The sequence below is a fragment of the Paraburkholderia acidiphila genome, from assembly GCF_009789655.1.
Classification (GTDB): Bacteria; Pseudomonadota; Gammaproteobacteria; order Burkholderiales; family Burkholderiaceae; genus Paraburkholderia; species Paraburkholderia acidiphila.
On record NZ_CP046912.1, the window covers coordinates 896,655 to 921,941 of the forward strand.

20 protein-coding genes are annotated in these 25,287 nt (G+C 64.0%); 13 read left to right on the forward strand and 7 right to left on the reverse strand.

Features of this window, described 5'->3' with window-relative positions; all coding sequences use genetic code 11:
- Positions 1-32: 32 nt before the first annotated feature.
- Positions 33-1,325, reverse strand: a complete 1,293-nt coding sequence (locus FAZ97_RS34255; RefSeq protein ID WP_158763402.1) for a D-amino acid dehydrogenase — start codon at positions 1,323-1,325, stop codon at positions 33-35.
- A 378-nt stretch (positions 1,326-1,703) separates the two neighbouring features.
- Between FAZ97_RS34255 and FAZ97_RS34260 the strand changes: the two genes are divergently transcribed.
- Entirely contained in the window at positions 1,704-2,816 is a 1,113-nt protein-coding gene (locus tag FAZ97_RS34260) for an alkene reductase (protein WP_158763167.1), read from the forward strand.
- A 554-nt stretch (positions 2,817-3,370) separates the two neighbouring features.
- The gene (locus FAZ97_RS34265; protein ID WP_158763168.1) at positions 3,371-3,841 is read left to right on the forward strand and encodes a ribonuclease; all 471 of its coding nucleotides are present in this window, start codon (positions 3,371-3,373) and stop codon (positions 3,839-3,841) included.
- A 109-nt stretch (positions 3,842-3,950) separates the two neighbouring features.
- Here the strand turns inward: FAZ97_RS34265 and FAZ97_RS34270 are convergent, their stop codons facing one another.
- Both FAZ97_RS34270 and FAZ97_RS34275 read right to left on the reverse strand, forming a co-directional pair.
- Positions 3,951-4,451, reverse strand: coding sequence for a cupin domain-containing protein (locus FAZ97_RS34270; RefSeq protein WP_158763169.1), 501 nt, complete (start codon positions 4,449-4,451; stop codon positions 3,951-3,953).
- Positions 4,452-4,691: 240 nt separating this feature from the next.
- Positions 4,692-5,117: a tautomerase family protein gene (locus FAZ97_RS34275; protein WP_158763170.1), complete on the reverse strand. Its 426-nt coding sequence runs from the start codon at positions 5,115-5,117 to the stop codon at positions 4,692-4,694.
- Positions 5,118-5,240: 123 nt separating this feature from the next.
- On the opposite strand from FAZ97_RS34275, the gene FAZ97_RS34280 reads away from it, so the two are divergent.
- Positions 5,241-5,837, forward strand: coding sequence for a TetR/AcrR family transcriptional regulator (locus FAZ97_RS34280; RefSeq protein WP_158763171.1), 597 nt, complete (start codon positions 5,241-5,243; stop codon positions 5,835-5,837).
- A 91-nt stretch (positions 5,838-5,928) separates the two neighbouring features.
- On the opposite strand, the gene FAZ97_RS34285 is transcribed toward FAZ97_RS34280, so the two are convergent.
- The 3 genes from FAZ97_RS34285 to FAZ97_RS34295 all read right to left on the reverse strand — a co-directional run bounded on the left by FAZ97_RS34285 (position 5,929) and on the right by FAZ97_RS34295 (position 11,605).
- Positions 5,929-9,330 (reverse strand): autotransporter domain-containing protein, encoded by a 3,402-nt coding sequence (locus FAZ97_RS34285; protein ID WP_233271958.1) that lies wholly within the window; start codon positions 9,328-9,330, stop codon positions 5,929-5,931.
- Positions 9,331-9,726: 396 nt separating this feature from the next.
- On the reverse strand, positions 9,727-10,587 hold the full coding sequence (locus tag FAZ97_RS34290; RefSeq protein ID WP_158763173.1) for a class I SAM-dependent methyltransferase: 861 nt from the start codon (positions 10,585-10,587) through the stop codon (positions 9,727-9,729).
- Positions 10,588-10,621: 34 nt separating this feature from the next.
- Positions 10,622-11,605: a LysR substrate-binding domain-containing protein gene (locus FAZ97_RS34295; protein ID WP_158763174.1), complete on the reverse strand. Its 984-nt coding sequence runs from the start codon at positions 11,603-11,605 to the stop codon at positions 10,622-10,624.
- A 166-nt stretch (positions 11,606-11,771) separates the two neighbouring features.
- Here FAZ97_RS34295 and FAZ97_RS34300 point away from each other — a divergent pair, with 166 nt between their 5' ends.
- The 10 genes from FAZ97_RS34300 (at position 11,772) to FAZ97_RS34345 (ending at position 24,389) form a co-directional block, all read left to right on the forward strand.
- On the forward strand, positions 11,772-13,523 hold the full coding sequence (locus FAZ97_RS34300) for an IlvD/Edd family dehydratase (protein ID WP_158763175.1): 1,752 nt from the start codon (positions 11,772-11,774) through the stop codon (positions 13,521-13,523).
- Between the two features lie 59 nt (positions 13,524-13,582).
- Entirely contained in the window at positions 13,583-14,938 is a 1,356-nt protein-coding gene (locus FAZ97_RS34305) for an MFS transporter (protein WP_158763176.1), read from the forward strand.
- A 40-nt stretch (positions 14,939-14,978) separates the two neighbouring features.
- Positions 14,979-15,908 (forward strand): dihydrodipicolinate synthase family protein, encoded by a 930-nt coding sequence (locus tag FAZ97_RS34310; protein ID WP_158763177.1) that lies wholly within the window; start codon positions 14,979-14,981, stop codon positions 15,906-15,908.
- A gap of 56 nt (positions 15,909-15,964) precedes the next feature.
- Complete coding sequence (locus FAZ97_RS34315; protein WP_158763178.1) at positions 15,965-16,894, forward strand: Gfo/Idh/MocA family protein; 930 nt, start codon at positions 15,965-15,967, stop codon at positions 16,892-16,894.
- 55 nt (positions 16,895-16,949) lie between these two features.
- Positions 16,950-17,954 carry an arabinose ABC transporter substrate-binding protein gene (locus FAZ97_RS34320; protein WP_158763179.1) on the forward strand — a complete coding sequence of 335 codons (1,005 nt, stop codon included), beginning with the start codon at positions 16,950-16,952 and terminating at the stop codon, positions 17,952-17,954.
- Between the two features lie 44 nt (positions 17,955-17,998).
- Complete coding sequence (araG, locus tag FAZ97_RS34325; protein WP_407671936.1) at positions 17,999-19,549, forward strand: L-arabinose ABC transporter ATP-binding protein AraG; 1,551 nt, start codon at positions 17,999-18,001, stop codon at positions 19,547-19,549.
- Between the two features lie 86 nt (positions 19,550-19,635).
- Positions 19,636-20,646, forward strand: a complete 1,011-nt coding sequence (gene araH, locus FAZ97_RS34330) for an L-arabinose ABC transporter permease AraH (protein ID WP_158763180.1) — start codon at positions 19,636-19,638, stop codon at positions 20,644-20,646.
- 210 nt (positions 20,647-20,856) lie between these two features.
- Positions 20,857-21,711 (forward strand): DUF5672 family protein, encoded by an 855-nt coding sequence (locus tag FAZ97_RS34335; RefSeq protein ID WP_158763181.1) that lies wholly within the window; start codon positions 20,857-20,859, stop codon positions 21,709-21,711.
- Between the two features lie 456 nt (positions 21,712-22,167).
- A complete protein-coding gene (locus FAZ97_RS34340) occupies positions 22,168-22,737 on the forward strand; it encodes a DUF1906 domain-containing protein (protein WP_158763182.1) in 570 nt (189 codons plus the stop codon).
- Positions 22,738-22,820: 83 nt separating this feature from the next.
- Positions 22,821-24,389 carry a hypothetical protein gene (locus FAZ97_RS34345; RefSeq protein ID WP_233271959.1) on the forward strand — a complete coding sequence of 523 codons (1,569 nt, stop codon included), beginning with the start codon at positions 22,821-22,823 and terminating at the stop codon, positions 24,387-24,389.
- Positions 24,390-24,536: 147 nt separating this feature from the next.
- Here the strand turns inward: FAZ97_RS34345 and FAZ97_RS34350 are convergent, their stop codons facing one another.
- Positions 24,537-25,262: a FadR/GntR family transcriptional regulator gene (locus FAZ97_RS34350; protein ID WP_158763183.1), complete on the reverse strand. Its 726-nt coding sequence runs from the start codon at positions 25,260-25,262 to the stop codon at positions 24,537-24,539.
- Between the last annotated feature and the right edge of the window lie 25 nt (positions 25,263-25,287).

Consider the following 25,287-nt stretch of genomic DNA (forward strand, 5'->3'; position numbering starts at 1 on the left):
GGAAACCCAGTGCGCGCCTGGCGCAGTGCTGCCTAGTCCAGCGCGAAATCCGCCGGGACTTGTGCCTCCTTCTCATAGCGGAATACGTTCAAGTCGTCGTACTGAATGGCTGGTTTTTTACCTGAAATCAGATCGGCGAGCAGCTGCGCCGAACCGCAGGACATTGTCCAGCCAAGCGTGCCATGGCCGGTGTTCAGGAAAAGGTTGGGCACGGCGGTGCGCCCGACAATGGGCGTGCCGTCTGGCGTCATCGGGCGCAGCCCGGTCCAGAAGGTCGCCTTCGATGTGTCGCCACCGCCCGGGAACAGATCGTTCACGCACATTTCGAGCGTCTCGCGCCGCGCTTCGCGCAGGCGCCTGTCGAATCCGACGATTTCGGCCATGCCGCCCACACGAATGCGTTTGTCGAAACGCGTGATGGCGATTTTGTAGGTCTCGTCGAGGACAGTCGAGACCGGCGCGCGGGCCTCGTCCGCGATAGGCGCCGTGATGGAATACCCCTTGAGCGGGTAGACCGGAATCTTGACGAGGCCCGACAGGAAGCGCGTCGAATAGGAGCCAAACGCAACAACGAACGCATCGGCATGAATGAGTTTGGTCCCATGGCGCACGCCAGCGACCTTGCAATCTTCGACAACGAGGGTATCGACTGCCGTGTTGTAGCGGAACGTTACACCCGCCTGCGCGGCGAGCGCGGCAAGCCGGGTTGTGAATAGCTGGCAGTCGCCTGTCTCGTCGCCGGGCAAGCGAAGACCGCCGGTCAGCTTATGCGAGGTCGCCGCGAGCGCAGGCTCGACCCGCGAGAGTTCGCTCGCAGTCAACAGCTCGTAGGCAACGTTCGCCTCTTTCAGGACCGCGATGTCCTTTGCTGCGCCTTCGAGCTGCTGCTGCGTGCGGAAAACCTGCAGCGTGCCGCCCGTTCGTCCTTCGTACTGAATACCCGTTTCAGCGCGCAGTGCCTTCAGGCAGTCGCGGCTGTATTGCGCGAGCCGCACCATTCGGTTCTTGTTGATCGCGTAGCGCTCGGCGGTGCAGTTCTGCAGCATCTGCCACATCCACTGAAGCTGGAACTGCTTGTCCGCGTCATCCGGGCGAATGGCGAGCGGAGCGTGCTTCTGGAACATCCACTTGACGGCTTTGAGCGGCACGCCGGGTGCCGCCCACGGTGCGGCATACCCTGGAGAAATTTGCCCGGCGTTCGCGAAGCTCGTCTCGAGCGCGGGACCTTGCTCGCGGTCAATCACAGTGACTTCATGACCGGCGCGCGCCAGATAGAACGCGCTAGTCACACCGACGACCCCGCTACCCAGCACCAGGACTCGCATAGCCAACCTCTCCCCAGCCAGTAGTGAATGACCGCCGCCAGTGTTTGATCTGGCAGTCGATAACTGGATCCTAGCGACATATGAACAGTTTTCAATAATCTTTGGTCGGCTATTTCTGGTCGAAATTGCTATGCCGGCTGAAAAGGAATCACTAAGGTTTCCAAACCTCCTTATGGCCTGGACGGCGTGGAATCGAAAGAGAATTGTTTGCGAAACGCGAGAACAGTATTGCGAGCAATCGGGACAAATCAATCGATATGTGCATATACACTCTCGTCCATCGATGTTGCGGGCAAGTCAGCCAGTTCTGCGGGTTTGCCCCTGCCACTTCCGACAACCTGTAATCGACGCGCTTTCCAATCTCATTTGGGGTAAATCATGTCCACGCTCTTTTCTGAAGTCAAAGTTGGCCCTTACACGTTCTCGCATCGAGTGGTTCTTGCGCCGCTGACCCGCATGCGTGCAGAAAACGGTGCGATACCCGGCCCGCTCATGGCGCAGTATTACGCGCAGCGCGCTTCGGCCGGCGGGTTCCTGATCAGCGAGGCCACCATCGCTGCGCCGAACGGCAATGGATATCTTGGAGCGCCCGGTCTCTACGACGATAGTCAGATTGCTGGCTGGAAACGCGTGACCGATGCGGTCCATGCGAAGGGCGCGAAAATCTTCCTTCAGCTGTACCACGCCGGGCGTCAGTCGAATTCGGAGTTGCAACCCGACGGCGGGCGACCCGTTGGTCCCTCGGAAGTGCCTCACCGCGGCGTCGCCTACACGGATGCCGGCTGGGTCCCGAATACGCCGAATCGCGCATTGGAGATTCACGAAATTGCGGGTATTGTCGAAAGCTTTCGCGCTGCGGCAGCACGCGGCGTCGCGGCAGGCTTCGACGGCGTGGAGCTCCATGCCGCGAATGGCTATCTGTTCGACCAGTTCCTGCAGGACGGGAGTAACAAGCGGACGGACGTCTATGGCGGGTCGTTTGAAAATCGTGCCCGCCTGTTAATGGAAACCACCCGTGCCGTCATTTCAGTGTGGGGAAGCGACAAGGTTGCCGTGCGTCTCGGGCCGAGTGGGTCGTGGGGCGATATGTCGGATAGCGACCCTGTCGGCTTGTTCACGTATGCCGCGGAAGAACTCGCGAAGCTGAATCTCGCGTACCTGCACCTCATCGAGCCCCGCATTCTCGGCAATGTCGAAAACGAGAGCGCCAACCCGGATCCGGTCGCGGCTCAGATGATTCGCAAACACTATGCGGGCACCATCATCGCGGCCGGTGGCTTCGACGGTGAGAAGGCGGAAGCGATCCTGCAGGCCGGCGATGCCGATCTGGTGGCATTCGGTCGTCACTTCATTGCGAATCCCGACCTGCCAAAGCGCCTGCGCCGCAACCTTTCGCTCAACCCGTACGATCGCCCGACCTTCTTTGGCGGTACACATATCGGATATACGGACTACCCGTTCTATAAGCTCGAGGCGGAAGCAGTAGCCTGAAACGCGAGCTTGTAGCGGATGCAGGGCAACGATGGACGGCTGGACGCGTGGGCACCTCGTGGCTTTGGCGGGCAAGTCGACCAATTGCGGGAACTCGGCGTCATATTGGGCTCGTTTCGGACAATTGGTTTTCGTCGTCTACGTCTACACTGGTTTTCATGGAGCGAGGCGTTGGCTCCATCCCAGGATTCCCCTCCTGCGGCCGAGTTGGACCATACCGTGTACCTGTTGCAGTACCGCAGTCCCTCAGCAGTAGTCATATCTGGCAGAGCTTGTTGGGTTATTGTCGAAGTACCGTGCTGTTGAATCGATGAGGAGTGCAGGGAAATCCGTAGTTGAAGTGCAGAGCAACACGTAGTTGAAGTAGCACGTCATCCAGCATTATTTCATTGCAGGTCCAGGCCGCTTACATCGGAACGGGTGTAAGCGGCCGTTGTTCATTCTCACGTGCCGGGTGCCAGTTTCCTTCCGAACATTGATTCGCTGCGCTATTAGCGCTACCTTTACGTCTATCCTGGTTGTCGAGTTCCGATCAACGAGAGGAGAACCGTTTCGTGAAGAGAGCGTGGGCTTTCCCCTGCATCGTTGCCTTGAGCGCGATCCTCTGCGGATGCGGCAAGGAAAGTTCGCGAAACGCCACCGAGGCATCGGGCGCGTCCGCAAGCCAGGCGCCGGGTCAGCCAGCGCAAGGCGCGAGTGGCACACCCGCGGCATCAGGCGCGCAAGTAGCGGGCGCGCTGGGCACCATCACCAAGACACAGTTGCCGGCGGAAGCAACCGAGACGCTACGGCTGATCAAAGCAGGCGGCCCCTTCCCGTATGCGGACGACGGGGTGTTGTTCCGCAACAGTGCCGCGTTGCTTTCGAAGCATCCGCGCGGCTACTACCATACATATACGGTGCGCACTCCTGGCGCGACGGATCGCGGACAGCGCCGGATCGTGTGTGGTGGTCCGCGCAAGCAGATTAGCGACTGCTACTACACCGAAGACTACTACGCCAGTTTCAAACGTATTGCGGAGTGAAGGCGGATTTGGGTCTTCGGAATGGCTGGACTGTCCAGGTAACGGTTGTTGCTGACGACAGCGGGCCGTGATCTGCCTTTCGTCAAAGTGGAAGGCTGCCATTCAACGCTCAGGTCAAGGGGCGTGCTTGCGACGCAGGCGTATTCTCTTCAACCGATTGTTGGGCGGGTGGGACCGGAGCGCCAGGAACGAGCCCGTAGGCGGACATGACTGCCAGCAACTTCTGGCGGTCAGGCGGGCCGCCGGCATTCACCACTGCCTGTACATCCAGAAAGTATCGCGCACCAAGATCAGGGGTAAGGACGACGAGTGCCTTGGCAATGGCCTGATGAGGGTTGCTGAACGCATGGACGGAGCCCTTGGGTGTATGCATCCACTGACCCGGCGCCAGATCCCTCACAACACCGTCAACGCAATAGCGGATGAGCCCCTCCAGGGCGTATATGCATTCTTCATTGTGGGTGTGGCTATGTGGTGGCGGTACGTTCGCTCCCGGGGCGATTGTCAACTCGAAGACGCCCATGCCCTCTGTGGCGGATCCGTCGATGAGATAGCGCACCGTCAGGCCGCCAATGGTGATTGGCTCAAGAGTGGATGCGTCTGCGGTCATCGCGGATCCTCCGAACGGAGTTGGTGACGTCAGCGGAAGCGCCGGCACAACAAATCTGGGACGCCTCGCAACCGGGCTTGGCGCAGACAGCTGGCTCGATAGTGCAGAACATACTGTCTGCAGTCGAGCGCATAGGAATGTGCGGCCGCGCACAGAAAAGACGCATTGAATGCGTGATGGCCGTTTGGGGCCGCCCGGCCAATCGCATCCGTACCGGACGGCCGCGCGCGAGCGCGCGCTTTATCCGATCGCCGCTTCCTGGATCGCCTCGACAAGATCCGCGTTGCTGTGTGCGCGACCCGCGATTCCCCACGAGCCATCCGCCGCATAGACGATGTTGGTCCAGATGTGATCCCGCGTAAGGCGGCCACCGGCAGCCTGTTCGAGGATCGCGGTCGCTTTTTCGGTGAACGCCTGTTTGGCCTCGGGCGTCGCAAGCGCGATTTGCGGCAGCGTGAGTTCGACGAACGCCGCGGCGGCAGGCTTGCCGGCCGAGAACACGCGCGCGGCCGGGATAACGTTCAGTGTCCCGATCACATTGGGTGTCATGAACGTGTTGCCTTCGAGCTGCGCGACGCTCAACAGCGCCTGCGTCAAGGCGGCGAAGGTAGGGGCTTCGGCGTTCGTGGACAGCACGCCTTCGGAAACGGTCAGCGTAATCGGCATGGCAGATCCTCATGTGTCGGTGAGAGCGGTTAGTGGTATATATGTAGCAACTGCTCTCTATGTATAGACACTGATTGCTCTTTAAGCAAGAAAAAAGAGCGATCGCTCCGAATGCGAGATCCGATGCGTTACTCTGCCGAGCACAAGACCGAAACCCGCAAACGTATCGTCGATGCAGCGAGCCGCCTGTTCCGGCGCGACGGCTACGGCGGTTCCGGCATCGACGGCCTGACCAAAGAGGCGGGCGTGACCAACGGCGCGTTTTACGGGCACTTCAAGTCGAAGAGCGAGGCGTTCCGTACGGTGGTTCTGGCTGGCATGGAGCAATTGCGGCTCACCGTTGCCGACCTGAGGGCGGGCGATGGCAAACGCTGGCTCAAGACGTTCATCGGGCTCTATCTGGGCCCAAAGCGCACGTGCGACATCGGCGAGAGCTGCGCGCTGCCGAGCTTTTCGCCCGAGATGGTGCGCGCGGACGCCGAGACACGCGATGCCTATGAGGCGGCGTTGCGCCGCTTGATCGAGGAGGTCTCGGCGGGGCTGCCCGACGAAGCCGGCGCGGCGCGCGACGACAAGGCGATCGCGCTGCTTGCGATGTTGTCGGGCGGCGTCACGCTGGCGCGGGCGGTGCCGGATCCGGCGCTGTCGAAGCGGATCGCCGACGCCGTCGAGCGCGCGGCCCTCGCGCTGACTTCGGCGGCGCCGCGCAAGCGTGGCTGAGGGCACGCTGAAGAGGGGGCGCGTGCCACAAGGCGGTTGTTGACCCGGGTATCACAGCCCGCCGCCCCTTCCCGCTCACCCCCAGACGGCCTCACCATGGCGCCGAGACAGACAGCCTCACGCCCTGCATGAAGCTGTTGTTGCCGAACATGACGCTGTAGTCGAGCCCGAACGTGATGCTGCGCATCTGGAATCTCGAGCCGACTTCGACCTGCATCCGGTTCTGGCTGGAGGGCACGGTCGAGACGAAGTAAGCCGGTCCCGCGCCAGCGAGGTCCGCGTAGGCGAGAGACGCCGTGCCCTGGCCGTTGAAATCGTGCTGATACTCGACACGTGCGTACGGCAGCAGCACGCCCCACCGCGTCGCTTGAGCATACTCGGCGCGCAGTCCCAGCGCGCCCGACACGGTCGTGACCGTTTGCCCGAAATACGTGAGCGAATCGATACCCGCACCGCTTTCGCTGTACTGATCGAGCGTTGCATCTGCGTAGGCAATGCGTCCGTAGGGGGAAATCAGCCACGTGTTGCTGCGGTGCTCGTATCCCGCCGCGAGCGAGGCGAACTTCTGCCGGCCATCGCGCTGGCCGCTCGCGAAGTCGCCGGCGCCCGTGTCCCAGCGGCGGGAGTTGAAGCTGAGCGTGCCGAAACCGGCAATGCCGTCGACGAAGAGCGATGGCTGCGGCCGGTAGCTCCCATAGAGCGCAAAGCTGTAGCTGTCGCCCGTGCTCTTCGTGCCGTCGCTGCCGATGTCGCTGGAATCGTGGCCGTAGCCGAAGCCCGCGCCAATCGAAAAGTGTTCGGAGATGCGGTAGTCCATGCCCGCGGTGACACCCGGCGTCGTGAAGCGAAAGCCCGAGCGCTGATTGCCGGCGTAGTTCATGCCGAAGTCGACCGAGCCCGCACTCCAGAATGCGAGGTCGGACGCAGCGTTGGCGGCGCGGTCTCGTCCGTCGGCCGCGAGCCCGGAGTGGCCCGGGCGGCCCGAATCGTTCGAACTGGACGACGACGCTTCGAGCGCCTGATTGGCTCGCACACAGGCGTCGCGCAAGGTCGGCGATGCGGCATCCTCGCACTGCGCGCCCGCGCTGGGCGCCTTGCCTGGCAGCGCCACCGAGAGATCGTTGCTCGATGGCGCGTGACCCGTTCCGTGCAGACGCTCGAGCCGCCGGCTGTAGTTCGCGATCTGCGCGTTCGCGAAGCGGCGCGCGGCCTCGACCTGGGCGTCGATCAAGCCGACCACGTCGGGATCGGTCGAGGGATCGGGGCGCGCCGCGACTGTCACGAGCAGAACGCCAGGCGCCGACGTCGCGATCGCATTGCTCAGCGTGTAGGTGATCGTGGCGGTGCCGGCGAAGGCCGCGGCCGGTACGAACCTCACGGCGAGCGCGCCGGATTGCGACGCGACGGCGGCCCTGGCCATGACGCTGCCGTTGGCGCCGCCGACGATGCTTGCCGTGCCTGCCGCCGCCGGGCTCACCGAGATGATCGCCGCGCCCATGAACGGGCCGCCCGTCGCGCCGTCGGTGATGTCGACGCTGACGGACTGCGTAGCGGACGTGCTGACCTGGCGCTGGGCCAGCGCGACCGGCACGGCGTTGACCGTCACCGTCACGGCGATGGGGGCCGAAACGCCCGCGCTATTCGCAATCGTGTAGGTGAAGCCGACTTCACCCGAGGAGGTGCTCGCGGGCGTATAGACGATGTCGAGTCCGTTGACGACGGCCGTCCCCGTCTTCGGTGCCGAGGCGATGGCCACCGCCGTGAACGGGCCGCCGCTCGCACTGGCTGTCGCGTGGATCGTCACGGCGGCATTCGACTGTGTCGTGACCGTGACGGCGGGCGCGGCGGGCACGGCCGTCGACGCATTGACCGTGAGCGTGTAGGCGCGTTGCGCCGTGACGGCGCCGGTGCCGGTGCTGCTATCTTTCGCCGCGACCGTGAACGACGACGTGCCGGCCGCGGCCGGGGTGCCCGAGAGTACGCCCGTGGCGGCATTGAGGCTCAGTCCCGCCGGCAGTGCGCCCGCTGCGACGGAGTACGTATAGGGCGCGTTGCCGCCGCTGGCCGTCAGCGTCTGGCTGTAGGCGACGCCCACCGTGGGCGCGGTCAGCGTGGCCGGCGTGATCGAAAGCGTCGGCGCGCCGACCGTGATGGTCACGGTGGCGGGCGCCGACGTGCCGCCGCTGTTGGTCGCCGTGTACGTGAACGAGTCCGGTCCGCTGTAGCCGGTTGCCGGCGTATAGGTGATCGACGTCCCGCTTGCGACGGCAGTCCCGTGACTCGGCGCGGCGACGACCGCCACGCTGGCCGCCGTGCCGCCCGAGAGATTCAGCGCAATGGTATTGCCGCCGCTGCTGTTGTACGCGACATTCGCCGTAACCGCGCCTGCCACCGGCGCGATGCTGTTGATGGTCAGCGAATAGCTCTGGCTGCCGACCAGCGCGTTGCTGGCGGTCGCCTGCACCGTGAAATTGGCGGTGCCCGTGGCGGTCGGCGTGCCGATTAGCACGCCGCTCGAAGTCAACAACAGTCCGGGCGGCAACGTGCCTGCGACCACCGCATAGGTGTAGGGCGCCGCGCCGCCGCTGGCCGTCAGCGTCTGCATGTAAGGCGTGCCGTAAGTCCCCGCGGGGAGCGTGGATGGCGTCAGCGTCAGCGGGGATGGATTGACGGTCACTGCGTAGTTCAGCGTTCCCGTAAACGGACCCGTCCCCGTACTGCTGTCCTTGGCCGCCACCATGAACGACGCTGGGCCGGCGGCAGTCGGCGTGCCGGACAGCACGCCCGTGCTCGCATTGAGCGTCAAGCCGGCCGGCAGCGATCCGGACACGATCGAATAGGTGTAGGGCGCGTAACCGCCGCCAGCGACGATCGTCTGGCTGTAGGCCGTGCCCACCGTGGGCGCCGTCAGCCCGGCCGGCGAGATCGACAGCGTGGGCGGCGTAATTGTAACGACCACCGTGGCGCTTGCCGAGGTTCCGCTGTCGTTGCTCGCTGTGTACGTAAACGAGTCCGTTCCCGCGTAGCCGCTCTGCGGCGTATAGGTGATCGACGTTCCGCTTGCGGTTGCCGTGCCGTGGCTTGCCGCGCTCGCCACGGCGACGCTGGTCGCTGCGCCGCCGCCCAGATTCAGCGTGACCGGATTGCTCTGGCTGCCGTAGGCGACGGTAAGGTTGACCGCGCCGGCGGTGGGCGCGGCAATGTAGGCGAACTGGTCACCGGGGCCGGTCGTGCTTGTGCCGAGCGTCGTGGTCACGGTGATGTCGACCGTGCCCGCGGCCGCGGCCGGCGACATGGCGACGATCTGCGTCGCAGAAACAACGGTAAACGAAGTCGCGGCCGTCCCGCCAAAATAGACGGCTGATGCACCCGTGAAACTCGTGCCGGTGATGGTCACCGAGGTGCCGCCGCCCGTTGGCCCTGAGGTCGGGTTGATTGACGTGACCGAGGGCGGTGCCGCTGCCGACGCGAGTCCTGGCAGTGCGAACGTCATGAGCAACGCCACGCCGAAGCGGGCAGCCAGCGCGCGCCGCGAGCGTGCGCCAGCCAGCAGGATGGCCGCGAGCGCGCGAGCGAGCCATGCCGCGCGCGCGAGGCCGGCGCGCGTTGTTGCACGGCATGCGTTGTAACCGGATGGTGATGGCCTGCCTGGCCGATTCGATGCGATTTGCGTTGGAGCCGCGCAGGCCGCAGCGCCGCGCGGGAGCGTGTCCCGACACTTCCTTGTCATTTTGTTCCCCGGGGCGCTTATTCATGCGCCTTGCTTTCTTGTGGTTTCTCTTTTCGGCTGCTGCTGGTGGCGGCCTTCTTGATTCGCGGGGAATTATATCTGCTCAGTAAGTTGCGGGTGCAACGACTGGAAGTGGATCGCAGACCCTTCAAACGTCCTTCAAACCGTCCCCACGAGAATCGACTCGCCGCTCGCCGGCCTCAAGCCATCGCTACGGCTTGCGAAGTAACGTGCAGTGAGGTCTGCGGTCGAAACATGGCGCGCGTCGCGCAAGCCCGCCTCGTGTGCGAGCGCAAGCATCTCGTCGGGGGAGAAGAAGCTCACGAACGGCGTGCCCGCCGCCCTCGCACGCTCATACACGGCGGCATGCTGCGAGCGCTCGGGCTCGTCGATGAGTTTGAGCGGCAAAAGGAAAGTCATGACGAGCGTCGAGCCCGGTGCGAGCTGCGCGATCTGCCGCAGCGTCGCGAGGTTCGCTTCGCGCGTGAGATACATCGAGACGCCCGTCGACGCGATCACCGCCGGGCTCGCTGCATCGAACCCGGCCGCCGCGAGCCGTTCCCACCATGTCTCGCCGGCTTCGAAATCCACCGGCACGAAACGCAGCCAGTCCTGCTCGCGAAACCCTAGCTCCATGAGCCGCTGACGTTTCCACGCTTGCGTGCCCGGCTTGTCCACTTCGTACACGTGCAGGCGCGAGGCGATCTCGGGGCGACGCTGCGCGAACGTGTCGAGTCCCGCTCCGAGAATCGCGTACTGTTGCGCGAGACCTTTTGCGGTCTGTTCGGCCACGAGGTCCTCGACAAAGCGCGCGCGCCCGACGATCGAAGCACGATACCCGCGCGTGCCCTCAGGGTGCATGTCGGGCCGCTCGCGCCAGTTCGATTCGGGCGCGGCGATCTGCATGCCGGTTTCGTCTTCGAGCACATAGGGCGCGTCGTCGACCTGGACGTGCAGCGCGCGCCACAGCGCGACGCGAATGGCGGTGCTGTCGGGAGCGGCGGTCTGGCTGGCGGGCATGCTGCGGTCCTCCGTGGCGGGTTTCGTCGCACGATTATCGCGCGCCTGACTCACGGCTGTGGGCCCCGTAAATGTCGGCGCTCACTTGCCGCAACGCCTCGATCATCACGCTCGCCGCGGGCGTGAACAGGCGGTCCGCGCGCGTGATGATGCCGAAGTCGTCCATCTGGCAATCCATCGGCACGGGCAGGATCGCGACCATGCCGTGCGCCGCGTAGTAGTGCGCCACGTCCTCGGTGAGCACGGCGATCATGTCGCTTTGCTCCAGCACGCGCGTAATGAAGAGCAGCGCGGGCGTTTCCACCACGTTCGAAGGGGGCGCGAGGCTCGCGCGCTGGAACATCAGCTCGAAGCGATGCCGCAGCACGCTGCCAACGGGCGGCACGACCCACGTGGCGCGCGCGATATCGGCGAGCGCGATCGGTTGGGCTGCATCCGCCGCCTGCCCGAGCATCGGATGCCCCGGCCGAACCACGGCGCATACCGGCTCGCCCGCGAGCGGCTCGTAGCGCAACTGGAGCTTGTCGTGCTCGGCGGAAAGGCGACCCAGCACCACGTCGAGCTTGTCTTGCGCCAGATGTTCGAGCAGCACGTTGCTGGCGTCGATCTCCACGGATACGCGCAGGTTGGCATGGGTGCGCTTGACCGCCGCGACGGCGGCCGGCAGCACGCGCACCCCAGGAGAAGTGATCGCGCCCACCGCGACGTGGCCAAGGCGCCCCGCCTTGAGCGCGCTCAGTTCCTCCTGTGCCTGGTCGAGGCTGCCGAGCACGGCGCGCGCGTGGCGGATCAGGGCGTCGCCGTACAGTGTGGGCCGCATGCCGCGCGGCATGCGCTCGAACAGCACCGCGCCGAGCATGTCCTCGAGTTCGCGCAGGAGCTTCGACGCGGCGGGCTGCGTCATGTTCAGCGCCGCCGCCGCGCGGTGAATGTTGCCTTCCTCGGCCAGTGCCACGACGAGGAGCAATTGCCGCGTTTTCAGCCGCGTGCGCACGTACCAGGGGCTCGTATCGAGCATGTCTCCACCTGATTTCCCAAATAGTTTTAGGTGTTTATACCAATGCCGATTTCGATATCGGAAGCATCCATTTTTTCATTAGAAGGTTATCAGACTTCTCCCTAGACTGTGCCGAATCCATCGCCCGGCTTCACCGGCGAACTCCCTGCTCCACAAGACGAACACGATGTCGGATACCAAACCCAAACTGCGCTCCCAACAGTGGTTCGGCACCACGGACAAGAACGGCTTCATGTACCGAAGCTGGATGAAAAATCAGGGCATTCCCGATCACGAATTCGATGGTCGCCCGATCATCGGCATCTGCAACACGTGGTCGGAACTCACGCCCTGCAACGCGCATTTCCGCAAGCTCGCGGAGCACGTGAAGCGCGGCATTTATGAAGCCGGTGGCTTCCCGGTCGAGTTCCCGGTGTTCTCGAACGGCGAATCGAACCTGCGTCCCTCGGCCATGCTCACGCGCAATCTCGCTTCCATGGACGTGGAAGAGGCGATTCGCGGCAACCCCATCGACGCCGTCGTGCTGCTGTGCGGCTGCGACAAGACCACGCCCGCACTCCTGATGGGCGCCGCAAGCGTGGACGTGCCCGCCATCGTCGTGACGGGCGGGCCGATGCTCAACGGCAAGCACGAAGGACGCGACATCGGCTCGGGCACGGTGGTGTGGCGGCTGCACGAAGAGCTGAAGGCGGGCGAGATCGATCTGCACCAGTTCCTTTCCGCCGAAGCGGGCATGTCGCGCTCGGCGGGCACCTGCAATACCATGGGCACCGCCTCGACGATGGCCTGCATGGCCGAGTCGCTGGGCGTTTCGCTGCCGCACAACGCCGCGATTCCGGCGGTGGATGCGCGCCGCTACGTGCTCGCGCACATGTCGGGCATCCGCATCGTGCAGATGGCGCTGGAAGACCTGAAGCTCTCGAAGATCCTCACGCGCGAGGCGTTCGAGAACGCCATTCGCACGAACGCGGCCATTGGCGGCTCGACCAACGCCGTGATCCACCTGAAGGCGATTGCTGGCCGCATCGGCGTGGACCTCGAACTCGAAGACTGGCAGCGCGTTGGCCGCGGCACGCCGACCATCGTCGACCTTCAGCCGTCGGGCCGCTTCCTGATGGAAGAGTTCTATTACGCGGGCGGGCTGCCGGCGGTGCTGCGCCGGCTTGGCGAAGCGAACCTGCTGCCGCATCCCGATGCGCTCACCGTGAACGGCAAGTCCATGTGGGACAACGTGCGCGAAGCGCCCAACTACAACGACGAAGTGATTCGTCGACTCGACAACCCATTGATCGCTGACGGCGGCATCTGTATCCTGCGCGGCAATCTCGCGCCGCGCGGCGCGGTGCTCAAGCCTTCGGCGGCGACGCCCGAGCTGCTCAAGCATCGCGGCCGCGCCGTGGTGTTCGAGAACTTCGACCACTACAAGGTGACCATCGGCGACGAGTCGCTCGACGTCGACAAGGACTCCATCCTCGTGATGAAGAACTGCGGCCCGCGCGGCTACCCCGGCATGGCCGAGGTCGGCAACATGGGGCTGCCGCCCAAGCTGCTGCGCCAGGGCGTGAAGGACATGGTGCGCATTTCGGATGCGCGCATGAGCGGCACCGCCTACGGCACGGTGGTCTTGCACGTGGCGCCCGAAGCGGCGGCCGGCGGCCCGCTCGCGGCCGTGCGCAACGGCGACTGGATCGAGCTCGATTGCGAATCGGGGCGCCTGCATCTGGACATCAGCGACGAGGAACTCGCGCGCCGCTTGAGCGATGTCGATCCGGCGGCGGCGCCTGGCGTGGCGGAGCAACTGGGCAAGGGCGGCTACGCGCGCCTCTATGTCGATCACGTGCTGCAGGCCGACGAAGGTTGCGATCTCGACTTCCTCGTGGGCAAGCGCGGGGCAGGCGTGCCGCGGCATTCGCACTGAGCGGTTGGTGCATTGAAGCAGGGCGCACCGGCGAGAAAAATACGCAGTCTGGAGACACGATGACAAACCCGCAGGTGCTGCAACACGATAGCCCCGCCGCGCTGGCAAGCGCCAGCAGCGAGGAAAAGCACATCGTCGGCCATATCGCGCGCCGGCTCCTGCCATTCCTCGCGCTGATCTACGTGGTGGCGTACGTCGACCGCACCGTGGTCGGCTTCGCGAAGCTGCACATGAATGCGGCTGTGGGCCTTTCCGACGCCGCCTATGGCCTCGGCGCCGGTCTCTTCTTCATCGGCTATTTCCTCTGCGAAGTGCCGAGCAATCTCGCGCTCGCGCGCTTCGGCGCACGCGTATGGTTCGCGCGCATTCTGTTCACGTGGGGCGTGATCACGATGCTCATGGCGCTCGTGGTCGGCCCGAAAAGCTTCTACGCGCTGCGCTTTTTGCTGGGCGCGGCGGAGGCGGGGCTCTATCCGGGCATTCTGTATTTCCTCACGCAGTGGTTTCCGATGCGCCACCGCGCGCGCGTGATCGGCTTGCTGGTGCTCGCGCAGCCCATCGCTGGCATCGTCACCGGGCCGATTGCGGGCGCGCTGCTCGAAACGCACGGCTTTTTCGGCATGTCGAACTGGCAGACGCTCTTCGTCGTGAGCGGCCTGCCCGCCGTGCTGCTGTGCATTCCCACGCTGCGCCTGCTGCCCGAGTCGCCCGCGCACGCGCGCTGGCTGGACGACACCGAGCGCCGCTGGATCGAGCGCGAACTCGCCGCCGACCAGCGCGCCTACAAGCTCGACACGCACCGCAACCCGTTCGGCGCGCTCAAGGACCGCCGCGTGCTGCTGCTGGCGCTGCTGTTTCTGCCGTTTCCGCTGTGCATCTATGGTTTGTCGCTCTGGTTGCCTACCATTATCAAGGCGTTCGGCGTGAGCGACTCCACGGCGGGCCTGCTTTCCGCGGTGCCGTATCTGTTCGCGGTGGTGGGCTTGCTGAGCGTGCCGCGCCATTCGGACAAGCATCGCGAACGCTACGGCCACATCGCCGTGGTCTCGGGCGTCGCGGCGCTGACGATGGCCGCGAGCGCGTGGTTTCACGCGCCGGCGCTGCAATTGCTGTTCATCTGCCTGACCGCTTTCTCGATCTACTCGATTCAGGCCGTGGTTTGGGCGCTGCCCGGCGAGTTCCTCACCGGCGCGAGCGCGGCTGTGGGCATCGCGACAATCAACTCGCTCGCGAATCTCGGCGGCTATCTCGGCCCCTATGGCATCGGGCTCATCAAGGACGCAACGGGCAGCCTGGCGGCCGGGCTTTACTTTCTCGCGGCCACGCTGGTGTTCGCGGTGCTCGTGACGTTCGCCGTGCGCGCGGTGCTGCGCACGCCCCAAGGCGGCACGCAAGCGCTGGCGAGCGAATCGTGATGGCGCGGCCTGACACCCTTTCTCAAGCAGGACTGAAGACATGACTACGAGCCGTACGCCCCGCTATCGGGGCATTTTCCCCGTCGTGCCGACCACGTTCACCGAAACCGGCGAACTGGATCTGGCAAGCCAGAAGCGTGCCGTCGATTTCATGATCGACGCGGGCTCGGATGGCCTGTGCATTCTCGCGAACTTCTCGGAGCAGTTCTCGCTCTCCGACGACGAACGCGAACTCATCACGCGCACCGTGCTCGAGCACGTGGCGGGGCGCGTGCCCGTGATCGTGACGACCACGCACTACGGCACCTCGATCGCCGCCGCACGCAGCAAGCGTGCGCAGGAGCAGGGCGCGGCGATGGTGATGCTCATGCCGCCGTATCACGGCGCGACGTTCCGCGTGCCCGAGCAGCAGATCTACGACTTCTACGCGCGCGTGTCCGACGCGATCGACATTCCGATCATGATTCAGGACGCGCCCGCGAGCGGCACGGTGCTCACCGCCGCGTTCCTCGCGCGCATGGCGCGCGAGATCGAGCAGGTGTCGTACTTCAAGATCGAAACGCCGGGCGCCGCGAACAAGCTGCGCGAGCTGATCAAGCTGGCGGGCGAAGCCGCCGAGGGCCCGTGGGACGGCGAAGAAGCGATCACGCTGCTCGCCGATCTCAACGCCGGCGCGACCGGTTCGATGACGGGCGGCGGCTTTCCGGACGGCATTCGCCCGATTATCGAAGCCCATCGCGAAGGCCGCACCGACGACGCATTCGCGCTCTATCAGAAGTGGCTGCCGCTCATCAATCACGAGAACCGCCAGGCGGGCCTGCTTGCCTGCAAGTCGCTGATGAAGGAAGGCGGCGTGATCGAGTGCGAGCTGCCGCGCCACCCGCTGCCCGCGATGAATCCCGCGACACGCGCCGAATTGATCGAGATTGCGCGACGCCTCGATCCGCTCGTGCTGCGCTGGGGCAAATAAATCATTCGTCATCCAGAATAAATAATTTCCCTGAAACGAAGGGGCGGAGATACGTCATGAAAGCGTCCTATACGTTGGGCATCGTCGGCGTGGGCAAGATTGCGCGCGACCAGCATCTGCCTGCTATCGCGGGCAATCCGGGCTTCGAACTCGTCGCGAGCGCGAGCCGCAATGCGGAAGTGGAGAACGTGCGCAATTACAAGGATATCGGCGCGCTGCTGGCCGCCGAGTCCGACCTCGACGCCGTGTCGCTGTGCGCGCCGCCGCAGGTGCGTTACGCGCAGGCGCGCGCCGCGCTCGAAGCGGGCAAGCATGTGATGCTCGAAAAGCCGCCGGGCGCGAGCGTGAGCGAAGTCGAGGCGCTGCGCGAACTCGCGCAAAAGCGCGGGCGCACGCTGTTCACCACGTGGCATTCGCGCTGCGCGAGCGCCGTGGAACCCGCGCGCGCATGGCTCGCCGAGCGCACCATCCGCGCCGTGCACGTGCGCTGGAAGGAAGACGTGCGCCGCTGGCACCCGGGCCAACAGTGGATCTGGGAACCGGGCGGCCTGGGCGTATTCGATCCGGGCATCAACGCGCTTTCCATCGTCACGCGCATCCTGCCGCGCGAAGTGCTGCTACAGGGCGCGACGCTGCACGTGCCGAGCGACTGCGCGACGCCGATTGCCGCGGAACTCGACTGCATCGACACCGACGGCGTGCCCGTGCGCGCCGAGTTCGACTGGCGCCACGGCCCGGTCGAACAATGGGAAATCGATGTGGAGACAACGGACGGTTTGCTCTCGATCGCGGAAGGCGGCAAGCGTCTCGCGATTGCGGGCGAGCCGGTCGCGCTCGAAGCGGAGCGGGAATATTCCGCGCTCTATGAGCGTTTTCACTGGTTGATCGCCCACGGCACCGACGACGTGGACGTGCGCCCGCTGCGCCTCGTGGCGGACGCGTTCCTGCTTGGCAGACACGTCGAAGTCGAGGCCTTTGGCCACTAAGCGCATCCATTCGGCATTACACACGCAGCAAAACCACACCTGAGGAGACAGGAGCATGACCAGCAAGATCCGCCGCTTGACCCTTCGTGCCGCATTCGCGGCGATGTGCATCGCCCCGCTTGGCATGAACGTGGCGGCGCACGCCGACTCGCCCGTGAAGATCGGCTTTCTCGTGAAGATGCCGGAACAGGCATGGTTCATCAACGAGCAGAAGGCTGCCACGGCGCTCGGCCAGAAGGAGAACTTCTCGGTGGTGAACATCGGCACGCCGGACGGCGAGAAGGTGCTCGCCGCGATCGACAACCTCGGCGCACAAGGTGCACAAGGCTTCGTGATCTGCGCGCCCGACGTGCGTCTCGGACCGGCCATCCAGGCGCGCGCCAAGCGCTACAACATGAAGTTCGTGACGGTGGACGACCAGCTCGTGGACTCGTCGGGCAAGCCGCTCGCCAACGTGCCGCACCTTGGCATGTCGGCGTTCAAGATCGGCAACCAGGTCGGCCAGGCGATCACCGACGAAATGAAGCGCCGCGGCTGGAAGCCGGAAGAAGTGGGCGCGCTGCGTATTACCGACTATGAACTGCCGACGGCCAAGCTGCGCACGGACGGCGCGACGCAATCGCTGCTGGCGGGCGGCTTCAAGAAGGAAAACATCTTCGACGCCCCGCAAAAGACCACCGACGACGAAGGCGGCTTCAACGCGGCTTCGCCGGTGCTCGCACAGCATCCGAACATCAAGAAGTGGGTGGTGTTCGCACTCAACGAAGAGAGCGTGCTGGGCGCCGTGCGCGCGACCGAGCAGCTGCACATTCCGTCGGCTGACGTGATCGGCGTGGGCATCAACGGCGCAGGCGAAGCGTTCGCCGAGTTCCAGAAGAAGCAGCCCACGGGCTTCTACGGCACGATCGCCGTGAGCTCGACGAACCACGGCAAGGACAGCGCCGAGAACCTCGTCGACTGGATCCGCGACGGCAAGCAGCCCGCCGCCGACACGCAGACCACCGGCAAGCTGATGACGCGCGACAACTGGACGGCCGTGCGCAGCGAGCTGGGTATCTAAGGACTGCGTAGAAAGATCGAGGCGACGACCAGGGCAGGGATGCAATGACTGAAACGATGACGGATGCGAACGCGGTGCGGGACGTAAGTGCGGGCGCTCAACAGGGGAATCGCGCGTATCTGGAGCTCGACGGCATTACCGTGAGCTTTCCGGGCGTGCGTGCGCTCGACCGCGTGGCGCTGGAGGTGCGTGCCGGCGAAGTGCATGGCTTGATGGGCGAGAACGGCGCGGGGAAATCCACGCTGCTCAAGGTGCTCTCGGGCGTGAACCAGCCCCAGGAAGGCACGCTCAAGCTAGGTGGCGTGGAGCACCGCTTCACGACCACGAAGGCCGCGCTCGAAGCGGGTATTGCGATCATCTATCAGGAACTGCATCTCGTGCCCGAGCTGACGGTGGCGGAAAACCTGATGCTCGGGCAGTTGCCCAACCGCTTCGGCGTGCTCGACGAAGGCACGCTCGTCAAGCGCGCGATGAATGAACTCAAGCGCCTTGGCGAGCGCATCGATCCGCGCACGCCGGTGAAGAATCTTTCCATCGGCCAGCGGCAGATGATCGAAATCGGCAAGGCCCTCATGCGCGACGCGCGCGTGATCGCCTTCGACGAACCGACCAGCTCGCTCTCGGCGCGCGAGACCGAGAACCTCTTTCGCATCATCAACGCGCTGCGTGCGGATGGCCGCGCGATTGTCTACGTCACGCACCGCATGGACGAAGTCTATGAGCTGTGCGACCGCGTGACGGTGTTCCGCGACGGCAAGCGCATCGAAACGTTCGATTCGGTGCCGGACCTCGATCGCAATCGCCTGATTGCCGCGATGGTGGGCCGCTCGATCGAGGATGTGTACGGCTATCGTCCGCGCAAAGCGGGCGAAGTGCTCATCGAAGCAAAGGGCCTGCTGGGGCCCGGGCTGGCCGAGCCGGTGTCGTTCACGGCGCGGCGCGGCGAGATCGTCGGCTTCTTCGGGCTCGTGGGCGCGGGGCGCTCGGAACTCATGAAGCTGATTTACGGCGCGACGCGCGCGAGCGCGGGCCACGTCGAACTCGACGGCAAGCGCGTGAATTTCGCGAGCCCCCGCGACGCCGTGCGCGCGGGCCTGGCGCTCTGTCCCGAAGACCGCAAGCAGGAAGGCATCGTCGCGATTGCCTCGGTGGCCGACAACCTGAACATCAGCGCGCGCCGCCACTTCAGCCCGGCGCGCTTTCTGCTCGACGCGCGGCGCGAGCGCGATCTCGCGCAGGATTACATCAAGAAACTCGCGATCAAGACGCGTAATGGCGACACGGCCATCGGCACGCTCTCGGGCGGCAACCAGCAGAAAGTGATTCTGTCGCGCTGGCTCGCTGAGCGCATCGAGGTGTTCCTGATGGACGAGCCCACGCGCGGTATCGACGTGGGCGCGCGCGCCGAGATCTACAACCTGCTGTACGAGCTCGCGGAAGCGGGCAAGACTGTGATCATGGTGTCGAGCGATCTGGCCGAGGTGATCGGCGTGTCGGACCGCATCATCGTGATGCGCGAAGGCCGGATTGCGGGCAGCTTGCCCAAGGCCGAAGCCTCGCCCGATGAACTGATCAAGATGGCGCTGCCGCGCTAACACGTGTTGTTTGTTTTTGCCTTGCTGGTTGCTCTGCAGCGAAATGAAACGAAGCAGCGCAACCGATCCGAAACGATGAACCAGAAATGAGTGAAGCCATGCAGCCACAGGGCACGCCTACCGTCAACGAAGCCACCGCGTCCATGACTCCCCAGCGCGCGCGTGCGTGGGACATGATCAACAAATCGGGCATCGTGGTGGTGTTCGTGGTGCTGTTCGCGGTGCTCTCCGCAACGGTCCCCGACTTTCTCACGACCCGCAACATTCAGGGCCTCCTGCTTTCCGTCACGCTGATCGGCTCGATTGCCGTCACGATGATGTTCGTGCTCGCGCTAGGCGAGGTCGATCTCTCGGTCGCCTCGATCGTGGCGTTTTCTGGCGTGGTGGCCTCCACGGTCATCACGCAGTCGCATAGCGTGCTGCTCGGCATTACGGCGGGCGTGCTTGCGGGCGGCGCGGTGGGGCTCGTGAACGGCGTGCTGATCGCGCGCTTCAAGATCAACTCGCTGATCGCCACGCTCGCGATGATGGAAGCGGTGCGCGGCCTCGCGTTCCTCACCTCGAACGGCGACGCCGTGATGATTTCCGAAGAGCGCTTCTTCGATCTGGGCGGCGGCTCGTTCCTCGGCATTTCGTTTCCGATCTGGAGCAATATCATCGGCTTCGTGGTGTTCGGCTTCCTGCTCAAGAAAACCGTGTTCGGCAAGAACGTGCTCGCGGTGGGCGGCAATAGCGAAGCGGCGCGCCTTGCCGGCCTGCCGGTCACGCGCATCAAGATCACCGTGTTCGTGCTGCAAGGGCTCATTACGGGCTTTGCTGGCGTGATGCTGGCCTCGCGTATGAGCCTTGGCGACCCCAAGACATCCGTCGGCCTCGAACTCGGTGTGATCTCGGCATGCGTGCTGGGGGGCGTGTCGCTTACGGGCGGCGTGGCGACGATCTCGGGTGTGCTGGTGGGCGTGCTCATCATGGGCGCGGTGCAGGACGCCATGAGCCTCATGAACGTGCCGACGTTCTACCAGTATCTGATTCGCGGCGGCATTCTGCTGCTCGCGGTGCTGTTCGACCAGTTCCGCCGCAGCAAGCGGGCGGTGTGAAGCGCGCGAGGACCGGTGGGGCGCCGCTGGCGGACGGAAGTTCGTCCTTGATTCATGTGGCGCCGATCGACACTTGATAAAACGCCAATCGGCAAAGCATTTGGGAATTCTCTTAGGGTGATTGGTTGGGGCAGGGCGCTTTGGGATATAGCGACGCGGTTAGCATTTCCGCCTTCGCATTGACTCAAGCCCCGTGCTTTCCATCACCCCATGCTGATCAACGAAAGTCAGCCCCTCAGCTTAAGCGACGTGACGGTTTGCGCGGTCGATACGATCAATGCGCCGCTCGCTGCACGCGCGCTCGACAAATCGCTGTCCCAATGCGCGTTCGGCGACGCCATCCTCTTCAGCGATGTCACGGTGCCGACACAAGCGCGCATCGCGACCATCGATCGCCTGCACTCCCGCGAGGCCTATTCCGCGTTTTTGCTCAAACAGCTCGTGCACCACATCACCACGCCTTGGGTGCTGGTCGTGCAATGGGACGGGTATGTGCTGGATGCAAGGCGCTGGAGCGAGGCTTTCCGCGAATGCGACTATATCGGCGCTCGTTGGATCCATCACGATGACGGAATGAATGTCGGCAACGGCGGCTTTTCTCTGCGCTCCGCGCGTCTGCTGCATGCGCTGCAGGACACACGCTTCGCCATTCCCGCCGACCCGGTTGAAGACGATCTGATTTGCCGAACGTGGCGGCCGCAGCTCGAGGCGGACTACGGCATCCATTTCGCGAGCGCGGACGTTGCCGCTCGCTTCTCTTACGAGTACGGAGATGTCCGCGGTCCGACTTTCGGCTTTCACGGCGCCTTCAACATGTGGCGCCATCTCGACGGCAGCGAACTGGCGGACATCGTGCGCGAGATCGACGTCAAAACGCTGGCTTCGAAGGAAATGCTTAATCTCCTGCTGATGTATTGCCGGCTGCGGAAGTTCGCATGCGTGAAGGCGATGTACGCACGCTACCGAAGCCATTGGAGCGCGCAGGCGTTTCTTGAGGGCCTCGCGCGCGTCGGCGTGCAAGGCGAGAGCGCGCTGCGTTACGCGGAGATTTGCGAAAGCGCGTGAACGGTCTCGCAGCGCAGGCGAACTGCCTGGCAAACCGAAGTTTGCAAGCGTTGTTTCAGTGTGACGCGGCAGCACGAGCGACGCGCGTCTGGCGCTTCGGATCCGCGCATGGCGGTGCAATGCCGCCATTGATGCCATTCGCATAAAGCGAAACTGCGCGCGCCGTTTCTGTTCGCTGGCGTACATTCTGGGCACTCACTCGCGGTGTAGTTTTTTCTTGCAACATCCCTCCAATAGTCCCGTGTTTCGCAGCGGGATCTCGCGCTCCGCATCATTCGGCTAATCGCTTCGTGCGCAGGGTTCGCCGCCGGGCAAACCATTCAGGCAATGAAGTCGCGCCGTTAATTTATAGAGGATACCAAAATGTTAGCGAATGGTGATTCTTCTCAAACACTTCCGGTTGGAACGCACGCTTTCGATTGTGTGACGCCAGTGTCTTCCAGTGCGGCTGCCGGCATGAAAGCAGCCGGTTTCGGCGCGTGTATCCGCTATCTCTCGCGCTCGGACACGCAGTCGGGAGCGGACCTCAGTTCCAGTGAGGCCAATGCGGTGCTCGCCGCAGGGCTTGCGCTCGGCGCGGTGCAGCACGTGAGCGCCGCGGGCTGGTCGCCTTCCGCCGCGCTTGGTGCGACCTATGGCGCGAACGCGGCCGGCAACGCTCAGTCGGTTGGCGTGCCAACCGGCGTAACCGTATGGCTCGATCTCGAAGGCGTGAACAATGCAGCCAATTCCGACGACGTGATCGCCTATTGCAATGCATGGTTCGCGGCTGTCAAGAACGCCGGCTATCAACCAGGCATATACGTGGGAGCCAACTGCGGCTTGACGGGCGATCAGTTGTTCTGGAATTTGCAGACGCAGCATTACTGGCAGTCGGGCAGCACGGTGCCTACGCTCCCCCAGCGGGGCTATCAGATGACGCAGCGCATTACCGCTGCCGCCGACGTGCTGTGCGGGCTGAGCATCGACAGAAACCTGACGCTCACGGATGGTCTGGGCGGTCAGGTGACATGGTGGTGCCGTTGAGCGGCAACTTTCGCGAGGGGAAAGCGCCGGTTGTATGTATTGCCGAATTAAATCATTAGTATTCCTTCGTGATGGGGGATCTCATGACCGAGAAGACGAAAAAGGAGGTGAATGAGGAATGGGCGAATCGCCTGTTCAAGCAAACGTACTGGCTGGCGCGCGGGCGGCTGTGGCTGCTTGTTCTTGTCGTGGTTTTCGTGAACCTTGCAGGCGATGCCATTGCATTATTCGCCGTGAACTCGCCGAGGGCGGCCATGCCGCCCTCGGCAGCAAGTGCGCAATCGGTTGCCGGCGATGCAGCGAAAATGAAGACGGAAAATGCGGGGCAGCGAGCCGCGAATGCGCCTGTTGCGTCCCGGACGTCACCCTCAGATGCGGAAAAATCGGAAGGAGATTGGGACCTGTTCAGGTTCAAGGTCAAGGTATTGCCATTGCCGATCTTTCTGCTTGCTGTTCTTACCACCGCGCTCGCGTCGGCGCCGTTGATCGCTTTTCTCACGCTTGGCTGGTATGTTCGATATCGTGAGTTTGAAAATAGCCTCAAGTGCGGGGCGCTTTCTGCCTATCTCCAGCGCTTCTGGTCGAAATGGCTGATCGATGCGATCAATGGTGCGTTCCCGGGCACGCTTGCCACGACCGTGCCGAGTACAAGCGCCGCGGCATCGCAAGTCGACATCAAGGAATGGTGCAGCCAGTCCGAAGACAATTCCCAGCTATGCGACCAGCTGTTCTCGTACATCTACCACCAGCAATACGGTCTCGTGCCTTTCGTGCCGCCGTATTGCATTCTCGTCGTGATGGTCTATGCTGCGTCCGCGATTGTGGGTTGGGTGTACATGTGCGCGCCGTGCAACAGCCCAACTGCAGCCACCTGCCTGTTCGGATTGAACGTGCCGGGCATTCTGGCGGCGTTTGGCGGCGCCTATTTTTTTGTCGCGAGCGATTCCGTTCTTGCGGTGAGGCGCCGGGCGCTCAACGTTTCGGATATCTACTGGTATTCGCTGCGGCTTCTGCTCGCCATTCCGTTTGCGTTGATCGCGGGCGCGATTGACAGCGCGGGGACTGGGGCGACGCTTCTGACCTTCGTGATTGCCACGCTGCCGCTGGGCGAGATTGTGAAGCAGGTGCGGCGCGCAGCGGCAAAGAATTTCACGACGTTCGAGGCAGCGAAGGATCGGCCCGATCAATTATTGAATCTGAGCGGCGTGACGAAGTCCGTATCTCAAGCGCTGCAGGTCGAAGGGATCGAATCGATCGAACAGGTGGCGTCGGCAGATCCCGTCACGCTTTCCATTCGCACGGGGTTTCCGTTTCGCTTCACGTTGCGCCTGGGATCGCAGGCCATCGTGCGCCGTCATCTCGGCGACAACGCCGCGAAGCTGCTGCCCATCGGTCTCGGCGATGTGGTGCCGATCTATCTGCTCGTTCAGGCAATGGACGGCAAGGGGCCGCCTCCTATCGCTTTGCCGCCTGGCGCCGTGCCTGAGCCCGACGAGAAGGACCTCGTCATCACGAACGCGGCGGCGCTGCTCTTTCCCAGTGACGTCCCCGCGCAGCGTGAAGCGATTGTGAAGATGAAATTCCGCCAGATTGCCGCCGAGGAATACACGCTGATGCTGGCGAAGATCACGCCGCTCGACCCCGCCCTCTAATTGGCTGATCGGCACGCTCAACCCCGCGCCGGCGGATTCGTGCGGACCGACGGGCGACTGGAAAAGAGAAATCCCCGCGTCGCCCCAAGGTTAAACGAAGCTCGGCATGGCGCTCGAAAAGCAGGTCAGCCTCGCCTAGGCCGTGAGTCAGGTTTCCAGTCCCGCTCCGCCCAGAATCGAATTGGCGTCGGCGCGCGCATTGTCGAGCTGCACGACGCTCGCTTGCCGCGCCGCGAGTGCATCGCCATGCTCGATCGCCGTGAGAATCGCCTTGTGGCGCGGCAATGAAAGCGCGTGGGTGTTGGGATGGCGGCTCGTGAGCTTGATCGACTCGGAAAGCGCGAGCGAAAGCATGTTGCCGATATACGCCAGCATATTGTTATGCGTGGCCGCCATGATCGCGCGGTGGAACTCCAGATCGGGCTCGAGCAGGTCGGCGGCGGTTTGCGCCTTTTCCATGCGCGCATATGCGGCGCAGATGCGCGCGCGGTCTTCGTCGGTGGCGGAAATCGCGGCGAGCGCGGCGGCAGCGGGCTCGATAATCTGCCGCACGGTCATGAGCGAGCGGAAGAACTCGCCTTCAGGAATGCTGTTGACGGTCCAGTACAGCACGTCGGGGTCGAGCAAGTGCCATTCTTCGCGCGGGCGCACTACACTGCCCACGCGCGGCTTCGACACCACGAGCCCTTTGGCGACCAGCACGCGCGTGGCCTCGCGCAGCACGGGGCGGCTCACGCCGTAGGTTTCGCACAGCGTGGGTTCGGCGGGCAGGCGCTGCCCGGGGGCGAGCGTGCCGCCCACGATCTGCATGCCGAGCTCCTGCACGATGCGCGCGTGCATGCTCTTGCGTTTCTCTAGATTGCGGTAATCCATGATTGTCCGGCCGGGGGCTACCCGA

Bases quoted from the DNA above. Each gene is read 5' to 3' on its own strand.
- FAZ97_RS34280 (WP_158763171.1), top strand. From the start codon at position 5,241: ATGCGTTACTCTGCCGAGCACAAGACCGAAACCCGCAAACGTATCGTC.
- FAZ97_RS34270 (WP_158763169.1), bottom strand. From the start codon at position 4,451: ATGACCGCAGACGCATCCACTCTTGAGCCAATCACCATTGGCGGCCTG.
- FAZ97_RS34255 (WP_158763402.1), bottom strand. From the start codon at position 1,325: ATGCGAGTCCTGGTGCTGGGTAGCGGGGTCGTCGGTGTGACTAGCGCG.
- FAZ97_RS34260 (WP_158763167.1), top strand. From the start codon at position 1,704: ATGTCCACGCTCTTTTCTGAAGTCAAAGTTGGCCCTTACACGTTCTCG.
- FAZ97_RS34320 (WP_158763179.1), top strand. From the start codon at position 16,950: ATGACCAGCAAGATCCGCCGCTTGACCCTTCGTGCCGCATTCGCGGCG.
- FAZ97_RS34310 (WP_158763177.1), top strand. From the start codon at position 14,979: ATGACTACGAGCCGTACGCCCCGCTATCGGGGCATTTTCCCCGTCGTG.
- FAZ97_RS34275 (WP_158763170.1), bottom strand. From the start codon at position 5,117: ATGCCGATTACGCTGACCGTTTCCGAAGGCGTGCTGTCCACGAACGCC.
- araH (WP_158763180.1), top strand. From the start codon at position 19,636: ATGAGTGAAGCCATGCAGCCACAGGGCACGCCTACCGTCAACGAAGCC.
- FAZ97_RS34305 (WP_158763176.1), top strand. From the start codon at position 13,583: ATGACAAACCCGCAGGTGCTGCAACACGATAGCCCCGCCGCGCTGGCA.
- araG (WP_407671936.1), top strand. From the start codon at position 17,999: ATGACTGAAACGATGACGGATGCGAACGCGGTGCGGGACGTAAGTGCG.
- FAZ97_RS34335 (WP_158763181.1), top strand. From the start codon at position 20,857: ATGCTGATCAACGAAAGTCAGCCCCTCAGCTTAAGCGACGTGACGGTT.
- FAZ97_RS34290 (WP_158763173.1), bottom strand. From the start codon at position 10,587: ATGCCCGCCAGCCAGACCGCCGCTCCCGACAGCACCGCCATTCGCGTC.
- FAZ97_RS34285 (WP_233271958.1), bottom strand. From the start codon at position 9,330: ATGACGTTCGCACTGCCAGGACTCGCGTCGGCAGCGGCACCGCCCTCG.
- FAZ97_RS34315 (WP_158763178.1), top strand. From the start codon at position 15,965: ATGAAAGCGTCCTATACGTTGGGCATCGTCGGCGTGGGCAAGATTGCG.
- FAZ97_RS34350 (WP_158763183.1), bottom strand. From the start codon at position 25,262: ATGGATTACCGCAATCTAGAGAAACGCAAGAGCATGCACGCGCGCATC.
- FAZ97_RS34345 (WP_233271959.1), top strand. From the start codon at position 22,821: ATGACCGAGAAGACGAAAAAGGAGGTGAATGAGGAATGGGCGAATCGC.
- FAZ97_RS34340 (WP_158763182.1), top strand. From the start codon at position 22,168: ATGAAAGCAGCCGGTTTCGGCGCGTGTATCCGCTATCTCTCGCGCTCG.
- FAZ97_RS34300 (WP_158763175.1), top strand. From the start codon at position 11,772: ATGTCGGATACCAAACCCAAACTGCGCTCCCAACAGTGGTTCGGCACC.
- FAZ97_RS34295 (WP_158763174.1), bottom strand. From the start codon at position 11,605: ATGCTCGATACGAGCCCCTGGTACGTGCGCACGCGGCTGAAAACGCGG.